This window comes from Pigmentiphaga aceris, assembly GCF_008119665.1.
In the GTDB taxonomy this organism is placed as follows: domain Bacteria; phylum Pseudomonadota; class Gammaproteobacteria; order Burkholderiales; family Burkholderiaceae_B; genus Pigmentiphaga; species Pigmentiphaga aceris.
On the sequence record NZ_CP043046.1, the window covers coordinates 1,782,001 to 1,803,259 of the forward strand.

The 21,259-nt window shown below is 62.1% G+C and carries 20 protein-coding genes and 1 tRNA gene; 16 read left to right on the forward strand and 5 right to left on the reverse strand.

Going from position 1 to position 21,259, the window contains the following annotated elements; translation table 11 throughout:
* Positions 1 to 5 precede the first annotated feature (5 nt).
* The 8 genes from FXN63_RS07460 (at position 6) to FXN63_RS07495 (ending at position 7,548) form a co-directional block, all read left to right on the forward strand.
* A complete protein-coding gene (locus FXN63_RS07460; protein ID WP_148814080.1) occupies positions 6 to 1,436 on the forward strand; it encodes an efflux transporter outer membrane subunit in 1,431 nt (476 codons plus the stop codon).
* Positions 1,437 to 1,953: 517 nt separating this feature from the next.
* A complete protein-coding gene (locus FXN63_RS07465; protein WP_148814081.1) occupies positions 1,954 to 3,159 on the forward strand; it encodes a GAF domain-containing sensor histidine kinase in 1,206 nt (401 codons plus the stop codon).
* 131 nt (positions 3,160 to 3,290) lie between these two features.
* A complete protein-coding gene (locus FXN63_RS07470) occupies positions 3,291 to 4,271 on the forward strand; it encodes a 2-hydroxyacid dehydrogenase (RefSeq protein ID WP_148814082.1) in 981 nt (326 codons plus the stop codon).
* Positions 4,272 to 4,309: 38 nt separating this feature from the next.
* A complete protein-coding gene (locus FXN63_RS07475; RefSeq protein WP_148814083.1) occupies positions 4,310 to 5,287 on the forward strand; it encodes an NAD(P)H-quinone oxidoreductase in 978 nt (325 codons plus the stop codon).
* A 281-nt stretch (positions 5,288 to 5,568) separates the two neighbouring features.
* Positions 5,569 to 6,393 carry a triose-phosphate isomerase gene (gene tpiA, locus FXN63_RS07480; protein ID WP_148814084.1) on the forward strand — a complete coding sequence of 275 codons (825 nt, stop codon included), beginning with the start codon at positions 5,569 to 5,571 and terminating at the stop codon, positions 6,391 to 6,393.
* Positions 6,393 to 6,812, forward strand: coding sequence for a preprotein translocase subunit SecG (secG, locus tag FXN63_RS07485; RefSeq protein WP_148814085.1), 420 nt, complete (start codon positions 6,393 to 6,395; stop codon positions 6,810 to 6,812). The genes tpiA and secG overlap by 1 nt, the downstream gene beginning before the upstream one ends.
* 28 nt (positions 6,813 to 6,840) lie before the next feature.
* A tRNA-Leu gene (locus FXN63_RS07490) sits at positions 6,841 to 6,925 on the forward strand.
* 209 nt (positions 6,926 to 7,134) lie between these two features.
* The gene (locus tag FXN63_RS07495) at positions 7,135 to 7,548 is read left to right on the forward strand and encodes a hypothetical protein (RefSeq protein ID WP_148814086.1); all 414 of its coding nucleotides are present in this window, start codon (positions 7,135 to 7,137) and stop codon (positions 7,546 to 7,548) included.
* Positions 7,549 to 7,631: 83 nt separating this feature from the next.
* Here FXN63_RS07495 and FXN63_RS07500 read toward each other — a convergent pair whose 3' ends face one another.
* Both FXN63_RS07500 and FXN63_RS07505 read right to left on the reverse strand, forming a co-directional pair.
* Positions 7,632 to 8,585 carry a rhodanese-like domain-containing protein gene (locus FXN63_RS07500; RefSeq protein ID WP_148814087.1) on the reverse strand — a complete coding sequence of 318 codons (954 nt, stop codon included), beginning with the start codon at positions 8,583 to 8,585 and terminating at the stop codon, positions 7,632 to 7,634.
* 186 nt (positions 8,586 to 8,771) lie between these two features.
* A complete protein-coding gene (locus tag FXN63_RS07505; RefSeq protein ID WP_148814088.1) occupies positions 8,772 to 9,470 on the reverse strand; it encodes a pirin family protein in 699 nt (232 codons plus the stop codon).
* A 159-nt stretch (positions 9,471 to 9,629) separates the two neighbouring features.
* On the opposite strand from FXN63_RS07505, the gene FXN63_RS07510 reads away from it, so the two are divergent.
* A complete protein-coding gene (locus tag FXN63_RS07510) occupies positions 9,630 to 10,535 on the forward strand; it encodes a LysR family transcriptional regulator (protein ID WP_148814089.1) in 906 nt (301 codons plus the stop codon).
* Positions 10,536 to 10,606: 71 nt separating this feature from the next.
* On the opposite strand, the gene FXN63_RS07515 is transcribed toward FXN63_RS07510, so the two are convergent.
* Both FXN63_RS07515 and FXN63_RS07520 read right to left on the reverse strand, forming a co-directional pair.
* Positions 10,607 to 11,518 (reverse strand): YihY/virulence factor BrkB family protein, encoded by a 912-nt coding sequence (locus FXN63_RS07515; protein WP_246165059.1) that lies wholly within the window; start codon positions 11,516 to 11,518, stop codon positions 10,607 to 10,609.
* A gap of 143 nt (positions 11,519 to 11,661) precedes the next feature.
* Positions 11,662 to 12,432, reverse strand: a complete 771-nt coding sequence (locus FXN63_RS07520; RefSeq protein WP_148814091.1) for a DUF72 domain-containing protein — start codon at positions 12,430 to 12,432, stop codon at positions 11,662 to 11,664.
* 289 nt (positions 12,433 to 12,721) lie between these two features.
* Between FXN63_RS07520 and FXN63_RS07525 the strand changes: the two genes are divergently transcribed.
* The 7 genes from FXN63_RS07525 (at position 12,722) to FXN63_RS07555 (ending at position 20,401) form a co-directional block, all read left to right on the forward strand.
* Complete coding sequence (locus FXN63_RS07525; protein ID WP_148814092.1) at positions 12,722 to 13,702, forward strand: diacylglycerol/lipid kinase family protein; 981 nt, start codon at positions 12,722 to 12,724, stop codon at positions 13,700 to 13,702.
* A 6-nt stretch (positions 13,703 to 13,708) separates the two neighbouring features.
* Positions 13,709 to 14,518 (forward strand): metallophosphoesterase family protein, encoded by an 810-nt coding sequence (locus tag FXN63_RS07530; protein WP_148814093.1) that lies wholly within the window; start codon positions 13,709 to 13,711, stop codon positions 14,516 to 14,518.
* 14 nt (positions 14,519 to 14,532) lie between these two features.
* The gene (locus tag FXN63_RS07535) at positions 14,533 to 15,300 is read left to right on the forward strand and encodes a phosphatase PAP2 family protein (RefSeq protein WP_187395143.1); all 768 of its coding nucleotides are present in this window, start codon (positions 14,533 to 14,535) and stop codon (positions 15,298 to 15,300) included.
* A 164-nt stretch (positions 15,301 to 15,464) separates the two neighbouring features.
* On the forward strand, positions 15,465 to 16,499 hold the full coding sequence (locus tag FXN63_RS07540) for a porin (RefSeq protein WP_187395144.1): 1,035 nt from the start codon (positions 15,465 to 15,467) through the stop codon (positions 16,497 to 16,499).
* Between the two features lie 115 nt (positions 16,500 to 16,614).
* Positions 16,615 to 17,706, forward strand: coding sequence for an ABC transporter ATP-binding protein (locus FXN63_RS07545; protein ID WP_246165060.1), 1,092 nt, complete (start codon positions 16,615 to 16,617; stop codon positions 17,704 to 17,706).
* Between the two features lie 55 nt (positions 17,707 to 17,761).
* The gene (locus FXN63_RS07550) at positions 17,762 to 18,742 is read left to right on the forward strand and encodes an ABC transporter substrate-binding protein (RefSeq protein ID WP_148814097.1); all 981 of its coding nucleotides are present in this window, start codon (positions 17,762 to 17,764) and stop codon (positions 18,740 to 18,742) included.
* Between the two features lie 9 nt (positions 18,743 to 18,751).
* Positions 18,752 to 20,401: an ABC transporter permease gene (locus FXN63_RS07555; protein ID WP_246165061.1), complete on the forward strand. Its 1,650-nt coding sequence runs from the start codon at positions 18,752 to 18,754 to the stop codon at positions 20,399 to 20,401.
* 72 nt (positions 20,402 to 20,473) lie between these two features.
* Here the strand turns inward: FXN63_RS07555 and pdeM are convergent, their stop codons facing one another.
* On the reverse strand, positions 20,474 to 21,220 hold the full coding sequence (gene pdeM, locus FXN63_RS07560; protein ID WP_148814098.1) for a ligase-associated DNA damage response endonuclease PdeM: 747 nt from the start codon (positions 21,218 to 21,220) through the stop codon (positions 20,474 to 20,476).
* Positions 21,221 to 21,259 lie beyond the last annotated feature (39 nt).

Below are 21,259 nucleotides of genomic sequence, written 5' to 3' on the forward strand. Positions count from 1 at the left end.
GCAGCATGTCCGTTACTTTCAAGCGTTGTGCACTGGCCATGAGCGTGCTGTTGGCCGGTTGCTCGCTGACCCCGACGCTTGAGCGTCCCGAGGCACCAATCCCGGTGCAGTGGCCGGCGGTGCCGGGTGCCGCCGGGCAAGCTGTTGGTGCACCCACCGTTGCCACGCTGGCCTGGCAGGATTTCGTGGTGGATGCGCGCCTGCGTGCATTGATCGACCTGTCTTTGCGCAACAACCGTGATCTGCGCCAGGCCTGGCTGAACGTGGAGGCCGCGCGCACACAGTACAGCGTGCAGCGGGCCGACCGCTTGCCGGGTATCAACGCCGACGCGGGCGCTACCCGTCAGCGTGTTCCGGCAGATCAAAGCACTACCGGGCAGGCAAGCACCCAGAGCAGCTATCAGGCAAACATCGGCTTGGCGGCTTTTGAGCTGGATGTGTTCGGCCGTGTTCGTGCGCTGTCCGATGCGGCGCTGGAAGAATTCCTGTCTACGGAAGCCGCCACGCAAAGCACACACATCACCTTGGTGTCCGAGGTGATCCAGGCGTATCTGACGCGTGAAGGTGCCCAGCGCCGTCATCGTCTGACCGAGCAGACCTTGGCCTCGCGCGAAGCGTCCTTGAACCTGATCTCCCGTCGCCGTCAGGCGGGCACGGCAACGGCGCTGGACCAGCAAGAGGCCCAGGGACTGACCGAACAGGCGCGCGTGTCGCTTGCGCGTACCGAGCGTGAAATCCGCCAGAGCACTTATGCACTGGGCCTGCTGGTGGGCGTGAGTGATATCGAAGCGCAACTGGCGTCGTATCCGGCCAGCGACTTGTTGCTGGTGCAGGATATTGCCGCGGGCACGCCTTCAGACCTGCTTGAACAGCGCCCCGACATTCGGTCGGCGGAACATCAGCTGCGTGCACGCAATGCCAACATCGGTGCTGCACGCGCGGCGTTCTTCCCGCGCATTTCGCTGACCGGCCTGTTCGGCACGTCCAGCACGGAACTGTCGAGCCTGTTCGGATCGGGCCAGCTTGCGTGGTCCTTCATGCCGCAGGTGACCTTGCCGATCTTCGATGGCGGGCGCAATCAGGCCAATCTGGATCTCGCCACGATTCGCAAGGACAGTGCGGTGGCGGGTTACGAGAAAGCGGTGCAGACGGCTTTCCGCGAAGTGGCCGATGCGCTGGCGGCTACCGATACCTTGCGTCGTGAAGAAGCGGCACAACGGGCATTGGTGGCCAGCAGCCAGGAAACGCTGCGTCTGTCGCAGGCACGTTACCGCGCCGGGGTCGATGACCACCTGCGTTACCTGGATGCACAGCGCAACGACTTCGTCAATCAGACCAGCCTGATCGACATCGGCACTCAGCGGCAGATGGCGCTTGCCAGCCTGTTCCGGTCCTTGGGTGGTGGTTGGCAATCGGCATCGCCGCAAGTGAATTAGGGAATCCGCTGAGCCTCGGTGCGCAGGCAGATTCAAGTCGCACGATGAGCGACGAGCTGGGGTGTGATGTGGCGGAGAATTCCCGCCGCATTACACCCCGTTTTGCCTTGTTTGCGGGCTGGCGCACCGATCTGTGTACACCGATAGATGTCGTGCACGCCGGCCGATATGCGCAGCGCGGTCAGTCATGGCTCGGGGCGGCGGTGACGTATGACAACGGACCACCAGCGCCATGCCATTTTTCTTGCGTGCCAGGCTGATCTGGCTGCAACTGTTTGCGTCGGTGCAACGTATGGACCTGCGCAAGATGGTGGACCGCCAGGTGGCGCTTGTCTCATCATTGTTGATGAGGTGTTTGGTAGAATCGCTCGCTCTGTCTGCGTCTGCCAGCCGGACCCGGCAGGAAGAGCCTGTTTCCGTTTCGAGGGGCTCGAATGACTCGTCAGCGTGCGGTTTGCATGCCTGCCGTGGGCATCTCCATGAACGGAAAGCGTGATGACTTGAGGAATGTCAGACGATGAGTGGCCGAACGTTCGACGACGATATTGCTGCGATATCCCGCATTGATTCGGTAGAGAAGATTCTTCAGGTTGTCTGTAACACCACCGGCATGGGTTTCGCTGCCGTGGCGCGTGTTACTGCTGAACGCTGGGTGGTCTGTGCCGTGCGCGACCAGATCGAGTTCGGTCTGTGGAAGGGTAGCGAGTTGAAGATCGAAACCACGATCTGCAACGAGATCCGTGGCAGCCGTCAGGCGGTGGTGATCGATCACGTGGACGAAGACCCGGTATTCAGCAGGCACCCCACGCCGGCCATGTATGGCTTCCAAAGCTATATCTCGATGCCGATCTTTCGGGAAAACGGTGAGTTCTTCGGCACGCTCTGTGCCATCGATCCCAAGCCGATGGCCTTGAAGTCGTCTGCCACCGTCGAAATGTTCGAGATTTTCGCGCAGCTGATCGGCTTCCATCTGGATGCCCAGGAGCGCCTTGCCAGCAGCGAGGCTGCTTTGCTCGATGCTCGTCAGAGTTCGGTGCTGCGTGAGCAGTTCATCGCGGTGCTGGGACACGATCTGCGCAACCCGCTGGGCTCGATCAACGCAGGCGCGGAAGTGCTTCGGCGCAGTGTGCTCGACACCCGGGCCACGGCCATGGTCACGCTGATTCAGAAGAGCGTCGGCCGCATGGCGGTGCTGATCGATAACGTGCTGGACTTTGCGCGCGGCAGGCTGGGTGGTGGGCTGACGCTGGAGCGCAATGCGAACAAACCGCTTGAGGCCGAACTGACGCATGTGATTGCCGAGCTGCAATCGATCTGGCCCGATCAGGTCATCAACGCCGATCTGTCGATCATGACGATGGTGGACTGTGATCGGGGGCGCGTGGGCCAGCTGCTGTCCAACTTGCTTGCAAATGCGATTTCGCATGGTGCGCCAGGCCGGCCGGTTCAGGTCGAGGCCAGCGACAGCGGTGGCTTTTTTGTGTTGTCGGTGATCAATCAGGGTGCGCCGATTCCCGCCAAGACGCTGGACAGCCTGTTCCTGCCATTTTTCCGTGCGGCATCCAGCCCCAGTCATCAAGGGCTTGGGCTAGGTCTGTACATTGCCACCGAGATTGCGCGTGCGCACGGCGGCACGCTCGATGTGGTGTCGACCACCCGCGAGACGCGTTTCACGTTCCGCATGCCTTTGCGCGAAGTCAGACCGGCGCTTGCGCGGCGTTGAACCGGACCACTTATCCCGACCACGCTTACCCCCACAAAAGAGGTAGGCGATGCAGGACCTTGCCATATGCCGGACAATAGCCGTCGATGTCCGGCATTTTTGTCCGGACCGGTCCTGGGTTCCGCTTGCTCATGAAAAAGAACGTTGTCGTCTACAGCCTGATTCCTGAATCCCTGCGTGCAGAATTGGCCGCGCAGTTCAACGTGACGGTTGTCACGCAGCCCAACGGCGAAGGCCGTGCTGCGTTTCTTGAAGCCCTGCGCGAGGCGCACGGCACCATCGGCGTCGGTGTGAAGTTCGACGAAGCACTGCTCGCACACGCCCCCAATCTGGAAGTGGTTGCCGCAGGGTCGGCAGGTGTCGATTCGTACGACGTCGATGCGCTGACCCGTCATGGCGTGTTGCTGACCAACGTGCCCTCGGCGGTTACGGAAAGCACGGCCGATGTGGCGCTGACCTTGATGCTGTGCACGGCACGCCGCGCCATCGAGATGTCCACCCTGATCCGCGAAGGCAAGTGGGAAAAGAGCATTACCCCGGCACAGTTCGGCGTGGATGTGCACGGCAAGCGTCTGGGTATCGTGGGCCTGGGCCGGATCGGCACGGCAGTGGCCAAGCGTGGTCACCACGGCTTTGGCATGCAGGTGCTGTATCACGCCAACAGCCGCAAGCCCGCGCAGGAACAGTCCATGGGCGCGCAGTACCGCGAACTGCCGGCACTGCTGGCCGAGTCTGATTTCGTGGTGCTGACCGTGCCGCTGAGCGATGCCACCAAGGGTCTGATCGGCAAGGAGGAACTGGCGCTGATGAAGCCCACCGGTATCCTGATCAATATCGCACGTGGTCCGGTGGTGGACGAAGCCGCTCTGATCGAGGCCTTGCAGGAACGTCGTATTGGCGGTGCCGGCCTGGATGTGTTCGAGCACGAACCCCTGTCGGGCACCTCGCCGCTGGCCAGCCTGTCGAATGTCGTGGCCTTGCCGCACATCGGTTCTGCCACGCAGGAAACGCGTGACCGCATGGCGCGCGATGCGGCGGGCAATCTGGTTGAAGGCCTGGCCGGACGTCGTCCGACCGATCTGGTCAACCCGGAAGCGCTCGACGCGGCCTGAGCCGTTTTCAGTTATCCCTTGTTGCCAGGAGAGAACGCATGCTTGCAGTAGAAATTTCGCGTCCCGGCGGGCCGGAAGTGCTGGTTTCGGCTGAAAGGCCGATGCCGGTTCCCGGGCCGGGCCAGGTCTTGATCAAGGTAGCTGCTGCCGGCATCAACCGGCCGGATCTGATGCAGCGTGCCGGCAAATACCCGGCTCCGCCCGGCGCATCCGATCTGCCCGGATTGGAAGTGGCCGGCGAGATCGTCGCCGGCGATGCGGCCTTGGGGGGCTTCTCGATTGGCGACAAGGTGTGTGCGCTGACGCCGGGCGGTGGCTACGCGGAATACTGCCTGACCCACGCCCAGCACTGCCTGCCGATCCCGGAAGGCTTGAGCATGGTGGAAGCGGCCAGCCTGCCGGAAACTTTCTTCACGGTCTGGATCAACGTCTTCGACCGGTCCAAGCTTGCACCGGGTGAATCCTTGCTGGTGCATGGCGGGGCAAGCGGTATCGGCACCACTGCCATTCAGCTGGCACGTGCGTTTGACCATCCGGTGTATGCCACCGTGGGTAGCGACGAGCGGGTGGCGGCGGTGGAAAAGCTGGGTGCCACGCGCGGCATCAACTACCGCACGCAGGACTTCGCGCAGGAAGTTCGCCAACTGACCAATGGTCACGGCGTGGACGTGATCCTGGACATGGTGGCGGGTTCCTATATTCCGCGTGATATCGAATGCCTGGCCGACGATGGCCGGATCGCGATCATTGCGCTGCAAGGCGGAACCAAGGCTGAAGTCGATCTGGTTCATCTGTTGAAGCGCCGCATCTCGATCAGCGGATCTGCACTGCGCCCGCGTAGCGACGCCTACAAAGGGCAGATCGCCACTGCACTGCGTGAGCAGGTCTGGCCGCTGTTTGCGCAAGGCAAGCTGCGCCCGCAGGTGCATGCCAGTTTCCCGCTGGGGCAGGCGGGCGACGCGCACCGGATGATGGAAAGCGGGGCGCACATCGGCAAGATCGTGCTGACCGTGTAAGGGTAGGTTTGTTCGACCGAGCACGGCATGGCCAACCCATGCCGTGCCGCAAATGCCGCTGAACGCACCTTGCTGGCAATCGCTGCAAGGTGCAATTAGCAACGTTCCGGCCCGACATTCGTGGTGGATGGGCCGGGCAAATCGGTTTCCGGCGCAAAAGCCGATACAATGCCCGTTTGTCTGCGGCGGCTTTTTCGCGCCCGCTACGTGACCATGTCGGGGAATCAGCCCGGGTTCACGTCCCACCATGCATATCAGGCACAGGCCTTTCATTCCAGCCCATGAGCGTCTCTACCGCATCGAATAGTTCGGGAAGCACCGCCAGCAAGTCCACTGCCAGCAAGTCCATTCGCAAGCTGGTTCTTGGCAACTGGAAGCTGCACGGCACCTTGTCCGCCAACGGGTCGCTTCTGTCGGCCGTTCGCGAAGGCGTGGCCAACTCGGCCATCACGGCATCTTGCGATGTCGGCGTCTGCGTGCCTTTCCCGTATCTGGCGCAAGCCGAATCGGCCCTGACCGGCTCGGACCTCGCCTGGGGCGCACAAGATGTCAGCGCCCACGCAAGCGGTGCCTATACCGGTGAAGTGTCGGCCACCATGCTGCGCGACTTCGGCAGCCGCTACGTGCTGGTCGGCCACTCCGAGCGCCGCATGTATCACGCCGAGTCGGACCAACTGGTTGCCGACAAGGCCAAGATCGCGCTCGACGCCGGTCTGATCCCGGTGGTGTGTATCGGTGAATCGTTGGCTGAACGCGAAGCCGATCAAACCCTGTCCATCGTCGAACGCCAACTGGCACCGGTATTGGCACTGGGCAGCGACGTCGTGCGTCGCTTGGTCATTGCCTACGAACCCGTGTGGGCCATCGGCACTGGCAAGACCGCCAGCCCCGAACAAGCCCAGGACGTGCATGCGGCCATCCGCAAGCTGCTGGGCGAAGACGGTGCGTCCGTGCGCTTGCTGTACGGCGGCAGCGTCAAGGGGGCCAATGCGGCCAGCCTGTTTGCCATGGCCGACATCGATGGCGGCCTGATTGGTGGTGCGGCGCTCAACGCCGAAGAATTCTTGCGTATCGCGGAAGCGGGCGCTTCAACCCGGAGTTTCTGATGTCCATGTTGTTTACGGTCCTGCTCGTCGTGCAGGTGATTTCTGCGTTGTCCATCATCGTGCTGGTCCTGCTTCAACAGGGCAAGGGTGCCGACATGGGCTCCGCATTCGGCGGTGGTTCGGCCGGTAGCCTGTTCGGTGCCACCGGTGCTGCCAACTTCCTGTCGCGCAGCACCAAGTGGGCCGCCGTGGTCTTCTTCGTCACCACCGCATCGCTGGCCTACGTCGGTACGCGTCCGCTTGGCGCAACCGCACCTGGTGGCGGCGGCGTGATGGAAAACGTGCCGGCTGATCGTTCCGTTCCGTCGGTGCCGGGCCAGCCCGCCGCATCGGGTTCGACGTCCAGCGTGCCGTCCGTGCCGGCGACCCCGGCTCCGGCTCAAAATTCTGGTGCCGTGCCTGCAACGCCCGCGAAATAACTGATATACTTTCTGTCTTGGTTGCACCGCCGTCGTGGTGAAATTGGTAGACACGCTATCTTGAGGGGGTAGTGGCGAAAGCTGTGCGAGTTCGAGTCTCGCCGACGGCACCAAGATTGGTACTGAAATAGGTACCCAGAATATCGGTAGTAAACAAAAGCCCGCGAACGAAAGTTCAGCGGGCTTTTGTTATTCGCGGGTATCGCGTCGCAAAGTATTGGACAGGATTGGATTGGCCTCGTCACCTCATCAGCCACTTCAAAGTTAAACTTGCCTACCCGCTCGTCTATATGTTCGAGCGACAACGGAGCGTTCAATCTACATGTCGTGCCCGAAGTGCAATAGCGACGACTGGAAATCGGCAAGCCTTGTGTATAGCGAAGGATTGACGCATGTCTCTGTTCGCGCCACGGGCATTGCTTCTGGCGAACCGGGAGGCGGGATTGGTACCTTCGTGGCATCGGGGCTCAATCAGACCCACGCGTCTCGTTTGGCTGCACCGCCTCAGCGAAGCAGCCTGAGCTTTTTCTTCGGAATTCTCACCGCGCTGTCGCTATTCCTGTGTTTTGCCATGTCCTGGCTATGGCTGATCGCGGTGTTGTTTTGCGCCTTGGGCATGTTCGTGTATTTCGAGACCGAAAGCGGGCATGATGAGGCGCACGAGTCGGCGATGGCCGCTTGGAGAGAGTTGCGGCGGTGTGAGCGGTGTGGGACTTTCTATAAACCGACAGAGTAGCTTTTTCGGGCAGATTGGTGCTTGCGCAGCACCTGCGGTCCTGCCCAACTCAACAACGAATCCAGCCTCAGCCTCTCGACGGTTTACGAAACCGGCAGCGTCTCCGCATCGTCCGGCACTTCCACCGCATACCCCGCCGCCGCCCATGCCTGCATGCCGCCCGTCAACGGCCGCACCCGTCGATAACCGCGCCGCATCAACTGGCGCGCCAGGCGTGCCGCGGTGACTTCATTCGGGCAATCGCAATACAGAATCACGTCGGTATCCGCGCCGATATCCAGGTCAAGCCGTGAGATATCCAGATCAGGCACAGGCAAAGACCCAGGAATACGGCCGGCAGCCTGCGAGTCGGTCGGACGCACATCCAGAATTACCAGCGACGCACCTTTGTCGCGCAGGGTGCCCAGTTCGTGCACTGAAATCCGCGACATGCGCAGCGTGCGGATCAGTGCGTGGCGTTGCCACCACTTGAATGCGACGAACAAGGCCAATGCCGCCAACAACAGCAGTGCGCCCCACGTGCCCAGCGCCTGAATGGTGGCCAGCACGTCGTCAATGGCGGTGGAAAATACGGTGCCCAACACCAGCGCCACGCTGGTCCAGATCGCGGCACCTGCGGCATCGAACAGCAGGAAGCTGGTGCGTGGTGTACCCACCGTGCCGGCCAGCGTGCTGGCCAGCGATGCAAAGCCGGGAATGAACTTCGCCACCAGCAGCGACGGTGCGCCCCAGCGGGAATAGATGTTTGCGGTCTGGCGCATGCAGGTGTCTGGCGATAGCGACAGTTTGCAGAGCGCGGCCATGACGCGGCGACCGTATCGCCGGCCAGCGGTGAACCAGACGAAATCCGCCACCAGCGCGGCCGCCACGGCGGTTGCCAGCACCGCACCGATCGAATAATCCCCCCGGCTGGTCAGCGCGCCGACCATGATCAAGGTCGGGTAGGCGGGAACCGGCGCGCCAAGTTGCGTGACCAGTACGTTGGCGAACACCAGGTACAGGCCGTAGGTTTCGATCAGGTGAAACAGCGCTTGCATGGGGGCAACCGAACAAAAAGGGGGAAAGGGCGGGCCGACGCTGCCACCTTGCAACTGCAAGGTGGCAATGCATTGAAAGCAGGGCGTCGATGGCAACACAACCATGACAACCGGCAACCGACAACGCAGCGCGGGGCGGCACGTGTATTGTGCCGCCCCGCGCCGTTTCACGCCGCTTTCATTCGATCAGGGCAGATCGAAGAACAGCACTTCGGCCTGATTGCCACCTTCGAGCGTCAATTCCGTCTCGTCGGCGATTTTCACACCGTCGCCTGCTGCCAGGGCCACATCGTTGAAGGTGAGGCTGCCGCGTGCAACATGCAAGTAGCCGCGACGACCCGGTGCCAAGCTTTTCACGATGCGCTCTTCACCGTCGAGCAGGCCGGCGAAGATTTCCGTGTCCTGCACGATGGTCAGCGAACCGTCCCGACCGTCTTGCGATGCGATCAGTCGCAACTGACCGCGTTTTTCTTCCGGGCTGAAGAACTTCTCTTGGTAGTTGGGCTTCACACCCGTGAACTTCGGCATGATCCAGATTTGCAGGAAGTGCGACGGATCGGTCTTCGAGCCGTTGAACTCGCTGTGGCTCACGCCTCGGCCGGCGCTCATCAGTTGTACGTCACCGGGGTGGATCACCGAGCCGCTGCCCATCGAGTCCTTGTGGGCCAATGCGCCTTCCAGCACATAGGACAGGATTTCCATGTCGCGGTGGCTGTGGGTGTCGAAACCGGCACCTGCTGCCACGGTGTCATCGTTGATCACGCGCAGGGCGCTGAAGCCCATCTGACGCGGATCGTGATAACCGGCGAACGAAAACGTGTGGTGGCTGTTGAGCCAACCGTGGTTGGCGTGGCCGCGGTCGGCTGCTTGGCGAACTTCGATCATGATTGACTCCTGGGTGTTTGAGGCTTGCGTTGAAATGTGTGTCGAGCTGATGGAATGAATTATGGGTTTGAATAAATAAATAAATAAGCGCAAAATTTGGCTCGAATCTATCGATTTATTAGATGTGTTTTTTTCCAGACTCCAGGCCTCAAAGCACTCATGCGTGTTCCCAAGACCACACTCGAACAATGGCGGGTGCTTCAGGCAATCGTCGATCACGGCGGCTTTGCTCAGGCGGCGGAAGCCCTGCACCGCAGCCAGTCGTCCATCAGTTATGCGGTGTCCAAGCTGCAGGAGCAGCTTGGCGTTGACCTGCTGGTGATCGAAGGCCGCAAGGCGCAACTGACAGACCACGGGCGGGCCTTGCTGAATGCGTCCGGCGAATTGCTGGCGGATGCGCAACGCCTGGAAAGCCTGGCTGCCAGCCTGATGCAGGGCTGGGAGCCGGAAATCCGATTGGTGGTGGACGTGGTGTTTCCGAACGCCTTGTTGTTGCAGGTGCTTTCTGCCTTCATGCGCATTGCGCCGCAGACGCGGATTCAACTGAAGGAAGTGGTCTTGTCCGGGGCCGAGGAAGCCTTGCAGGCACAAGAGGCAGATGTGGTGATCGGCACGCGTGTGCCGTCCACGCATCTTGGCGACCACCTGTTCAACGTGCAGTTCATGGCGGTGGCGCATCCTGACCACGCCTTGCACAAGCTGGGCCGTGCGCTGGATTCAGAAGACCTGCGACGCGAATTGCAGGTGGTGCTGCGTGACTCCGGCACGCTCAAGCCACGCGATGAAGGCTGGCTGGGGGCGGCGCAGCGCTGGACAGTCACCAGCTTGCAGACCTCGGTGTCGATGGTGGGGGCCGGGCTGGGGTTTGCGTGGCTGCCGCAGCACTTGATTGCTGATCAGTTGGCTGCAGGCACGCTTCTACCGCTTCCATTGACGGAGGGGGGGACGCGCCAAGTCTCCTTGTACTTGCTCTATGGCAAGCCAGGGCAACCCGGGCGCAGTGCCAAGGAGCTTGCGGGTGTGATTCAGCAAGTGGTGTCGCGTCGAGAAGCGCCGCCGGCATAGCTTGCCAAGTAACAAGCGCTTCCAATGAAACGACGGGCTGACTTCATCTCAGTCAGCCGCCCCTGAGCTTTTCAAGCCTGACGGTTGGGCAGATCGGTTGCGCGCGGAGACGGCGGCCCACCTGCCTCGGGAGAGTGCGAACCGTGCCGGTTGGCATATACCCAAGTGAACTCGGCACCCAACAGAAACACCTGTGCCGCGTAGTACACCCAGACCAGCAGCACGACAATCGATCCGGCTGCCGCGAAAGGCGAGGCGACGGCGCTCTTGCCGATATACAGACTGATCAGGATCTTGCCCACCTGGAACAGCACGGCTGTCACCAGACCACCGATTATCACGTCGCGCCATGCGATTTCGACCTGCGGCATGTAGCGATAGATCATCGCAAACAACACGGCCGTGAAGCCGATCGACAACACGATGTTGATCAGTTGCAGCAGCAGTTCCCAGCCCGGCAACAAGCCGCCCACCCAACCGCCAAAGGCTGACAGGGCGGCGCTGGTGATCAGCGAGACCATCAACAGGAACGCCAGCCCAAGCACCAGGCCGAAGGACAGCAGTCTGGACCGCAAGGTGGCCCAGATGCCGGACTTCTTCTGCTGTGCCGGCACCTTCCAGATGCGGTCCAGCGCACTTTGCAGTTCGGCAAACACGGTGGTGGCACCAATGATCAGAATCACTACGCTGATGACAGTCGAAATGATGCCTTCAGTAGGTTTGTCGGCACTTGCCAGCAAGCTTTGTATGCCTGCTGCGCCTTCCTTGCCCAGCAGGCCAGCCAGTTGCCCGAAGATTTCGCCGCGCACCGCATCCTGCCCCCAGATCAGGCCGGCCACCGCAATCACGATGATCAGCAGCGGGGCGATGGAGAACACGGTGTAGTAGGCAATGGCAGCACCCATGCTCGGGGCATAGTCGTCGAGCCAGGCGTTGACGGATTGTTTGCTCAGGTCGACGAAGCGACTCAATCGGTTTGGCACGGCAGGTCCAGTACGTGAAGAGCATTGATGGATCGGTAGCAATGCGCAGCAGCTGCGCAGGGGCGGGTGGCCCAGGACGCCGGTGAGCACGATCCATGCCCAGGCGTTCACCATAGACCAAGCTGATCATCAACACGCTGGCCTCAAAGCTGTTGCTTCAGCCGCAGTGCGTCCGGCAACGCGTGCCCCTGCGCCGTGTTGTCGAAGATGCACCATACCGCTTTGCCTTGTTGGCGATAAGCGGCAATGGTGGACGCTAGCTTGTTCAGCACCTCGTCTGCGTATGCGGAGTAGTACACCTTGGGTGATCCATGCAGCCGGATATAGGCAATGTCTGCGTCGCCTTGCGCGTGTGCCTGGCTGACTGGCGGCGGGTCGGCTTCGACACTTGCCACCCCGTGCTCGCTCAACAGCAGGGCAGCCTCGTCGCAGAACCAGCTGGCGTGACGTGCCTCGCAGGCAATTCCAGTGTCGGTACGAGCGCGCAGCCCTGCGAAAAAAGCCTGTGCAATCGATGCGTCGAAGCTCAGGCTGGGCGGCAGTTGCACTAATAGGCATCCCAACTTTTCACCTAGCTCACCGACCTCTGTCAGGAAGCTTGCCAGCAGTTCGTCCACGTCTTGCAGTTTTTGTTCATGCGTGATGCTGCGTGGCAGCTTGGCCGAGAAGCGGAAGTTGGCCGGCACGTTGTCGCGCCAGCGTGCGTAGGTGGCAGGCCGATGTGGCCGGTAGAACGACGAGTTGATTTCCACCGCTGGCAGCACCTTCGCATAACGTTGCAGGTGACTGCCTTCGCCGGGAAAATCCTCTGCCACCGCAGACGACAGGCTCCAGCCTGCACAACCCAGCAGCACACGTGGATCACGCGGCGCATCGCTGCCTGGCAGCGGTACGGTACTTGGCGAAGGCTGCATGATGTGTCGTTCATCGAGTTCGATGTGCGGGTTTCAGCAGGCAACATTCCCAGTTCGGGACGGCCCTGCAGTCAGACCGCAATCATCAACGCGTGCAAAAAACTCGGACGGATCGTCAAGCCTGACGCCACAAGGTTTTGCAGCCGGGTGGCAGAGGTGATCGTTGGTAACGCGCCAAGCCGCAGCGCGGGCTTTCGGTCTACCATCCGCTCGTTCCTGACCCTGCTGCGCGGCTGGTCCGCCGGCCAATCCCGGGGACGACCCGCGGCACTCTTAGTGTGTCCCGCGCATGAGCACTCCTAACCCGCCCGTTTGCCGTCCCGTTACCGAATTGACCGGTAATGAGGCGCTTTTCATCGTGCTGAACGCTGGTTCGGGTCGCAATAGCGCCAATGAGAAGCGTGACACCATCACGCGGCTGCTGACCCAAGCCGGTCGACGTTTCGAAATCGACGTGGTCGAAGACCCGCGCAACTTGCCTGAAGCCGCACGCCGGGCCACCGATCGTGCAGTGCGCGAACGTGGCGTCGTGGTGGCGGCAGGGGGCGACGGCACCTTGAATGCAGTCACCCAGGCAGTGATCGGACGCGGTGTGGCATTCGCCATCTTGCCGCAAGGCACCTTCAACTATTTCGGCCGCACCTTCGGCATTCCCAGCGACATCGAGCGCGCGGTTCGGGCCATGCTCGACGCTCGCATCGAGCCGGTGCAGATCGGCATGGTCAACGACCACGCCTTCCTGGTGAATGCCAGCATGGGGCTGTACCCCACGCTGCTTGAAGACCGGGAAGCCTACAAAAAGCGCTATGGCCGCAGTCGCATGGTGGCCCTGTGGTCTGGCCTGGTGACGCTGATGCGTCGTCCGCCGCAATGGAAGCTGGATCTCGATCTGCATGGCAAGCGCCAGACATTGCGCACCCCGACACTGGTGGTAGGCAACAACGCCTTGCAGCTGGAACAGATCGGCATCGACAACGTCGACAAGCTGGAACGTGGTCAGCTTGTCGCCATGAGCGTTCGCCCCGTCAGCACACTGACCTTGTACTGGCTGCTGCTGCGCGGCGCGTTCAGCAGTCTGGGCAAGGCCGAAGACGTGATCAGTTTCGGATTCGAGCGCCTGGAGGTCAAGCCGCAGGGCCGCCGTCGCCATATCAAGGTGGCGATGGACGGCGAAATCGTGCGCATGTCCACGCCGCTGGTCTTCAAGGTGTCTGAAACCCCTTTGCCGCTGCTGGTGCCACGCAACGTCGATCCGGCGGACCGTGCCTGAATGCCCATGACGGCAATCCTGCATATTTCCGACCCGCATTTCGGCACCGAGCGCCCGAGCGTGCTCGATGCGTTGAATACCTTCATCACTGACTGTCGCCCCGAGCTGGTGATTCTGAGCGGTGATGTCACGCAGCGTGCGCGTCGCAGCCAGTTCGAGTCGGCCCGGCGGTTCATTACCCAGTTGCCGGCTCCGGCCTTGGTGATTCCGGGCAACCACGACATCCCGCTGTACAACCTGCCGATGCGTTGGCTGAGCCCCTACGCAAACTACCGTCGGGCACTGGGGCCGGACCTTGAGCCGATCTATGAATCCGACCGCATTCTGGCCATCGGTCTGAACACGACCCGCCCCGCCCGTCACAAGGACGGCGAAGTGTCTGCTGAACAGATCGAGCGCGTGGCAAAGCGGTTGGCGACCGCACGACCAGGGCAACTGCGCCTGGTTGCCTTGCATCATCCGGTGCGGGCCAAGGTGGAAAGCGATCTGTCCAACCTGCTGCATGGCCGCGAAGCCGCCATGGCTGCCTGGGTCGATGCTGGGGCCGATTTGCTGTTGGCCGGGCATATTCATCTGCCCTATGTCATGCCCTTGGCACGCCGGGATTCCCGTGTTGCCTGGGCCGTGCAGGCCGGCACGGCGCTGTCCAGCCGGGTTCGTGGGGAGGTGTCGAACTCAGTCAATCTGATTCGTCATGATCCTGCAGACCTGACGCAGCCCTGTCTGGTCGAACGTTGGGACTACGACGCCGCGCAAAGCGCGTTTTCCATGATTCAGCGCCACGAACTGTTATTGGATCGGCGCGCAGCGAGTTGAACGATATGAATGAAATGAGTGGATGGGCAATCTGGGTCGCCGAGCATCTGCTGGCAACCCTGGTGATGCTGGTCATTGGCGTGTGTGCGGCGGCGCTTGGTCTGTGGACTTTCATCCGGCAGGCTCCTACGCCAGAAGGCAGACAACGTCGACGCAAACGCGTGTTCATTGCGGTGCTGGGTGCACAGGCAGTGATGGTGGTGTTGCTGGCGCTGAATGTGGGGCAGGACGGCGCGCTTACGCGCATGGACAAGATGCTGGCAGGTGCATTGGCCGCGCAGGCCGATCCAGCCATTTTGCAGGCCATGGCACTGGTGACCCGGCTGGGTGATCGGGATGGCTTGCTGGTGCTGGGTGGCATCGTGCTGGCGGTGCTGCTGTTGCGCAAGCGCCGTTGGCTGGCGGCCGAATGGACGCTGGCAACGGGCGGGTCCGGCCTGATGATTCTGTTCCTGAAGCAGCAGTTCGCCCGTGTCCGGCCCGAACACATTCATGGTTTCGAGACCGCGCACGGCTGGAGTTTTCCCAGTGGGCACGCGGCCGGGTCCACGGCTGTCTACGGCATGCTGTGCTACCTGGCGATGCGCAAGGCACCGCCGCAGTGGCGTCCTGTAATCCTGATTGCCAGCGTCATGCTGATCATCACCATCGGCTTGAGCCGTGTGGTGTTGCAGGTGCATTTCCTGAGCGATGTGCTGGCGGGATTCGCCTGCGCGTCCTTGTGGTTGGCGGCATGCGTTGCGGCAAGTGCGGCGCTTCGCGGCAGGATCGCCCCACGGTAATGCGCACTTGAATGTCATACCCATGACGTGACACAGACCACACGTGAAGTGTTGCGTGTGAGCATCTGTAACCGATGTGAAATTTACACAGCAGAGAATGCGGTGCTGTCGGCGGGCCACCCACCCCGACTCGCCGCTTTTTCTTTTTTGCATCGGATATTTACGTGAACAAAACGCTCCTGGCCTGCGCACTTGCCGCAGGTCTCGTCGGTACCGCCCACGCTCAATCGAATGTCACCCTGTACGGTCTGGTTGACCTGGGCTACGGCTATTCAAAGACCGACGGCAGCAACACGCTGAACTCGATCGACTCCAGCACCTCGGCAGGTTCGCGCTGGGGCCTGCGCGGTTCCGAATCGCTGGGCAAGGACCTGAAGCTGAACTTCCAACTGGAAAGCGGTTTCGACGCCGACACAGGCAACCGCGCACAAGGCGGCCGCATGTTCGGTCGCGCCGCCTGGGCCAGCCTGTCGGGTTCCTTCGGTGAAGTGCGCCTGGGTCGCCAGGACTCGCTGGGCTTCAACTGGTCGGGTGCGATCTCGCCCTTCGGCACCAGCTTCAAGCAGGCACAGCTCGACACCATCTTCGGCTACAAGAACGTCGGCGACCGTCTCGACAACGCGATCTTCTATTACAGCCCGGACTTCGGCGGCTTCCAGGCAGGCGTGGGCTACAGCTTCCACCCGGACGGCCAGGAAACCGACATCAACGACACGCCGGTGATCTCGCTGGGCGCGCGCTACAAGTCGGGCCCGCTGCTGGTCGTGCTGACCTATGACCAGAAGAATGTGGCCGACTCGGTCACCGTGGGCAACCGCGACGACATCAAGAATCTGGCCCTGGGCGCAACCTACGACTTCGGCGTCGCCAAGGTGCACGCCGGCTACGGTCGTCTGCAGAACCGCGGCTTCATCGCCAGCGCATCGAAAGAAAACGCCTACCTGCTGGGCCTGACCGTGCCGGTTGGCAACGGCTCGGTGTTCGGTACCTATCAGCGCGTGGACAACCGCAACCTGAACGAATTCCGCATTGACGAAGCGCGCTCGGGCTTCGCCATCGGCTACCTGCACGACCTGTCCAAGCGTACCAAGCTGTACGCCTACGCCAGCCAGTACAGCGACGTCGCGGTGCGTGCCACTGCGGCAACCCGCCTGGCCGACACGCGTCAGTTCAGCGTCGGTGTGCGCCATAGCTTCTGATCGGTCTGACGCCTTGCGCGTCAGTTGCCGGATCAGTCGCTAGATCGGTGACGCAGCCTTCAACCCCCGGGTTGAGGCTGCGTCTTTGCGTTCCATCTTTTCAATCGATTCTGCCTTGACTCCCGACACTCCACGCGGTGCACCCATCGCGGTGACCGGTCTGACGCATCGCTTCGGTGCGGCCACCATTCTCGACGACATCAATCTGAATCTGGCTCCCGGCCACGTGCTGGCATTGCTGGGTCCGTCGGGATGCGGCAAGAGCACCTTGCTGAAACTGCTGGCGGGCCTGCTTGAACCCACGGCCGGCAACATCTCGCTGGGTGGGCAGACCGTGGCTGCCAAGGGCGTGTTCGTGCCGCCCGAGCGGCGGGGCCTGGGCATGGTGTTTCAGGACTACGCCTTGTGGCCGCACATGAGCGTGGGTCAGAACGTGGCGTTTCCGCTGGCGATGCGTGGCGTGGCGGCGAGCGATCGCAAGCGCAGGGTGTTGCGTGCGCTGGATCGTGTCGGGCTGGCTGCGTTTGCAGACCGGTCGCCTGGCGATTTATCGGGTGGCCAGCAGCAGCGTGTTGCCTTGGCGCGCGCCATTGTGGCCGAGCCGGGCATCTTGTTGTTCGACGAGCCGATGTCCAACCTGGATCGTGAACTGCGCGAAACCTTGTGCACGGAGATCAGCGAGCTGCTGCGTGCCATGGGAAGCACGGCGGTCTACGTCACGCACGATCACGAAGAGGCGCTGACCATTGCCGACACCGTGGCGGTAATGGGGCAGGGGCGCATTCGCCAGCACGACGAACCCGACGTGCTGATCGCTGACCCGCGCTCTGTCTATGTGGCGGAATTTCTCCGCCTGGGTGCGCTGGTGCCTGGCCATTACGCCGATGGCGTGTGGTCCTTGCCCGGTGGCACGCAGTTGTTGCACCCCGCACCCGTGGCCAGTGAGCGGGCAGGGACCGGACGCCTGTTCGTCCCGCACAACGCCTTGCGGCCGGTGGCACCAGAGCTGGCACCGCTGGTCGGTCATGTGCATGCGCAGCGCTACCAGGGCGGGGTCTATGCCACCACCGTGCGTCTGGGGGACGGCATCGAGGGCTTCGACCTTGGCTGGTCGGCGGACCGACGCTTGCCGCTTGGCGAGCGTGTGGGTCTGGTGCCTGACTGGCATCGCCTGCGCTGGCTGGACGCCTCGGCGGTACATGCCTGAATTGATTGTCCGGCTGCATCGATCTGTTTTTTGTCGATTTTTCTCAGGAATTCCAATGATCAAACCCAAGACCTATCGCATTACCGCGATTGCTGCCCTGTGCCTGACGCTGGGCATCGGATTCTCTGGTCAGGCGCAAGCCCTGACTGTCTACACCGCTGGCCCGGGCCCGCTTTCGCAAGCCTTGGCCGATGACTTCAAGAAAGAAACCGGCATCGACGTGCAAGTGTTCCAGGCTGACACCGGCAAGGTCATGGCCCGTCTGGAAGCCGAGGCATCCAATCCGCGTGCCGACGTGCTGATCTCGGCATCGTGGGAAAGCGCGTTGGATCTCGAACAGCGTGGCTGGCTGCTGCCCTACGTCAGCCCCAATGCTGCAACCGTGCCTGCTGAGTACAAGGGGCCGAGCTATGTTGCGCAAGGTCTGTCGGCGCTGGCCATTGCCTGGAACACCAAGAGCGGCACGCCGCGTCCCACCGACTGGAAGGACCTGACTCAACCGGCTTTTGCCAAGCTGGTGAACATGCCTGACCCGTCCCAATCCGGCACTGCGCTGGAACTGCTGTCGGGCCTGCAAGCGGCTTACGGTGCAGACGCGTGGAAGCTGTTCGAATCCTTGCAGAAAAACGGCATGGCCATCGCCGGCCCGAACGCGCAAGCCATGAACCCGGTGCTGCAAGGTGCCAAGGCGGCGGTGTTTGGTGCGGTCGATTACGTGGCGCTTGGCGCGCAGGCCAAGGGCGAAACCATCGAGGTGATTTTCCCGTCGTCGGGCACCGTGGTCGCCGCGCGTCCGATGATGATTCTGAAGTCGAGCAAGGCCGAAGCCGATGCCAAGCGCTTTGTGGATTTCGTGCTGTCAGAGAAAGGCCAGGCTCACGTCGCCGCCACCTATCTGATCCCGGCACGCACCGATATCGCATCGCGTCGCACCGCCCTGAAGGACATCAAGGTGCTGCCGTCTGGTTCGGTTGAAGAAATCAAGGGTCGTGCCGCCTTGCTGCAGCGCTTCACCCCCTTGTTCGGTCGTCACTAAGGATCTGCCGTGCGTGCTCCGCGTCCATTGATGGCTACGCTTGCCGTCGCCCTCGTCGTCCTGGTCGCGATGCCGCTCGGCTTCGTGCTCCTGCAAGCTGTGTTTCCCGGCCTGGCCAGTGGTTCGCTGGCCAAGCCGTTCTCGCATTTATCGGCAACGCTGGGTGATCCGGCGTTGCTGAAACTGATCGGCAATACCTTGAAGCTGGGCCTGGCCGTGGTGCTGCTGTCGGCCCTGATCGGCATTCCGCTGGGGGCCTTGCGCGGGCTGTATCGCGTGCCTTTCGCCGCATGCTGGGATGTGCTGCTGCTGGTGCCCTTCATGGTGCCGCCTTACATCGCCGCGCTGGGCTGGATCATGTTCCTGCAGCCGCGTGGTTATCTGCAGCAGATCGTGGGTGTGAACCTGGGCGAGTTCCTGTTCTCGGTCTACGGCGTTGCATTCGTGATGACCTTGAACGTCTTCCCGGTGGTGTACTTCGCCGTGTCGCGCAGCCTGGCTGCCTCGGGCTCGCGCCTGGCAGACGCGGCGCGGGTGGCGGGCGCCTCGCCCTGGCAGTGCTTCACACGCGTGACCTTGCCGCTGGCCATGCCCGGCATCGCCGCCAGCCTGCTGCTGGTGTTCACCATGGCAATCGAGGAATACGGCACGCCCGCTGCGCTGGCAGCCAACGCCGGCTTCTATGTCCTGGTGACGGGCATTGAACGTCGTTTCTCGGATTGGCCCATCGATTTGCCCGGTGCATCGACCCTGTCGATGATCTTGGTGACGATGGCCATGACGGCCTATTTCATCCAGCGCCGCTTGTTGGCGGGCCGGGGATATGAAACGCAGACCGGAAAGCCCGCGCAAGGACAAGCCCGGTCTTTGGGACCTTGGCGTGTTCCTGTGGTGATTGCATTTGCGGCAATAGGGGTGATCGCCGCTGGCGTTCCGTTGTTCGCCATTCTTGCTACCGCGTTCAGCCGAACCCTGTCGGGCGGGCTTGCCTGGGACAATCTGTCGCTGATCCACTTCGAGGCCATCGCGCAGTCAGGCGGATCGGCTGGCCGTGCGCTTGGCACCAGTCTTTCGCTGGGGGCGGCTGCCGCCTTGATTACTGGTGCGCTTGGGTTTGGGGTGGCGTATTGCGTGGTGAAGTCGCGCTCGCGTGGCCGCGTGGTGCTGGACGTGTTGTCGGTCTTGCCCAATACCCTGCCTGGCGTGGTGGTCGCCGTTGGCATGATCCTGGCCTGGAATCAATCCTTCTGGCCGGTATCGCCCTATGACTCATGGGCAATTCTGCTGATGGCCTATTGCTGCCTGATGCTGCCGTACCCGGTGCGTTACGCCAATGCTGCGTTCACCCAGCTGGCCGACAGCCTGGAAGCCGCCGCCCGGGTGCATGGCGCGGGTGGGTTCATGGTGATGACACGCATTCTGCTGCCGCTGATTCTGCCCAGCATGCTGGCCGCCATGTTGATGGTGTTTGCGGTGGCGTCACGAGAACTGGTCGCCTCGCTGCTGTTGGCACCCAGCGGTGTGCAGACCGTGTCCTTGTTCATCTGGCGTCAGTTCGAGCAAGGCTCGGTCGGGCAGGGGATGGCCATGAGCGCTGTCACGATCTTCATGACGACGGGCATCACCTTGTTGGTGACCCTGCGGTTGAATCGGCTGTGATGCGGGTTGTGGTCTGAGTCTGTGCTGATCGTGGTGTCGATACTGATCGCGATCAGACGTGCGATCAGACGCTCACCATCCCGTCTGGCCCGGTACTTCAAACACCGCCGACGGAGCAACCACCACAATGCGCCGACCAGGGGTGCTGGTCACTTCATGGTGCCCCGTGAATTCGCCGAATGCGGGCAGCGTTCCCACCTCCGGGTCGAAGTTGAAGCAGGGCAGGCGCAGCCGATCACGGCCACGGCCTCTTAATACGAATGCCGGGTGTACGTGACCGGCCAGTACATAGTGTCCCGGCCGCCGCTGCGGAATGTGGCAGAGCGCGAACGGTCCATCGATCAGCGGTTCGTCCACGATGTCGATGTCCAGCGACGCTGGCGGGTCACCTGCCCGGTCATCGTGATTGCCACGCACCAGCACGCAACGCCGCTGCGCATGGCGCGCGCGCCAGGTGTGCAGCGCATCGAGCAAGTCCGGCGAATGGGCGTAAGGGCCGTGCAGGAAGTCGCCCAATATCACCAGACGTCGGGCATCCCAATGCGCCAGCAAGGCATCGAGTCGGGCCAGGTTGCTTTGGGTCGTGCCCGCGGGCACAGGTTGTCCCAAGGCACGGAAAGTGGCGGCCTTGCCGAAGTGGGTATCGGCTACCAACAAGGTCTGTCGGGCCGGCCACCAGATGGCGCGGTCGGAAGCAAGCTGCAAGGCTTCGCCTGCGCACTGGAAGGGCAGCGAGGCAAGGGCGGCGGGGGCGGTGGCGAGATGGGGCAGGGCGGCGGCTGGCGGTGAAGGTGGGTGAGGTTTCGACAGGTCGTGCATGGAACGGTTCCGTTGTTGGGTGGCTTGGGTCGATCAGAC

Bases quoted from the DNA above. Each gene is read 5' to 3' on its own strand.
- FXN63_RS07460 (WP_148814080.1), top strand. From the start codon at position 6: ATGTCCGTTACTTTCAAGCGTTGTGCACTGGCCATGAGCGTGCTGTTG.
- FXN63_RS07465 (WP_148814081.1), top strand. From the start codon at position 1,954: ATGAGTGGCCGAACGTTCGACGACGATATTGCTGCGATATCCCGCATT.
- FXN63_RS07470 (WP_148814082.1), top strand. From the start codon at position 3,291: ATGAAAAAGAACGTTGTCGTCTACAGCCTGATTCCTGAATCCCTGCGT.
- FXN63_RS07475 (WP_148814083.1), top strand. From the start codon at position 4,310: ATGCTTGCAGTAGAAATTTCGCGTCCCGGCGGGCCGGAAGTGCTGGTT.
- tpiA (WP_148814084.1), top strand. From the start codon at position 5,569: ATGAGCGTCTCTACCGCATCGAATAGTTCGGGAAGCACCGCCAGCAAG.
- secG (WP_148814085.1), top strand. From the start codon at position 6,393: ATGTCCATGTTGTTTACGGTCCTGCTCGTCGTGCAGGTGATTTCTGCG.
- FXN63_RS07495 (WP_148814086.1), top strand. From the start codon at position 7,135: ATGTCGTGCCCGAAGTGCAATAGCGACGACTGGAAATCGGCAAGCCTT.
- FXN63_RS07500 (WP_148814087.1), bottom strand. From the start codon at position 8,585: ATGCAAGCGCTGTTTCACCTGATCGAAACCTACGGCCTGTACCTGGTG.
- FXN63_RS07505 (WP_148814088.1), bottom strand. From the start codon at position 9,470: ATGATCGAAGTTCGCCAAGCAGCCGACCGCGGCCACGCCAACCACGGT.
- FXN63_RS07510 (WP_148814089.1), top strand. From the start codon at position 9,630: ATGCGTGTTCCCAAGACCACACTCGAACAATGGCGGGTGCTTCAGGCA.
- FXN63_RS07520 (WP_148814091.1), bottom strand. From the start codon at position 12,432: ATGCAGCCTTCGCCAAGTACCGTACCGCTGCCAGGCAGCGATGCGCCG.
- FXN63_RS07525 (WP_148814092.1), top strand. From the start codon at position 12,722: ATGAGCACTCCTAACCCGCCCGTTTGCCGTCCCGTTACCGAATTGACC.
- FXN63_RS07530 (WP_148814093.1), top strand. From the start codon at position 13,709: ATGACGGCAATCCTGCATATTTCCGACCCGCATTTCGGCACCGAGCGC.
- FXN63_RS07535 (WP_187395143.1), top strand. From the start codon at position 14,533: ATGAGTGGATGGGCAATCTGGGTCGCCGAGCATCTGCTGGCAACCCTG.
- FXN63_RS07550 (WP_148814097.1), top strand. From the start codon at position 17,762: ATGATCAAACCCAAGACCTATCGCATTACCGCGATTGCTGCCCTGTGC.
- pdeM (WP_148814098.1), bottom strand. From the start codon at position 21,220: ATGCACGACCTGTCGAAACCTCACCCACCTTCACCGCCAGCCGCCGCC.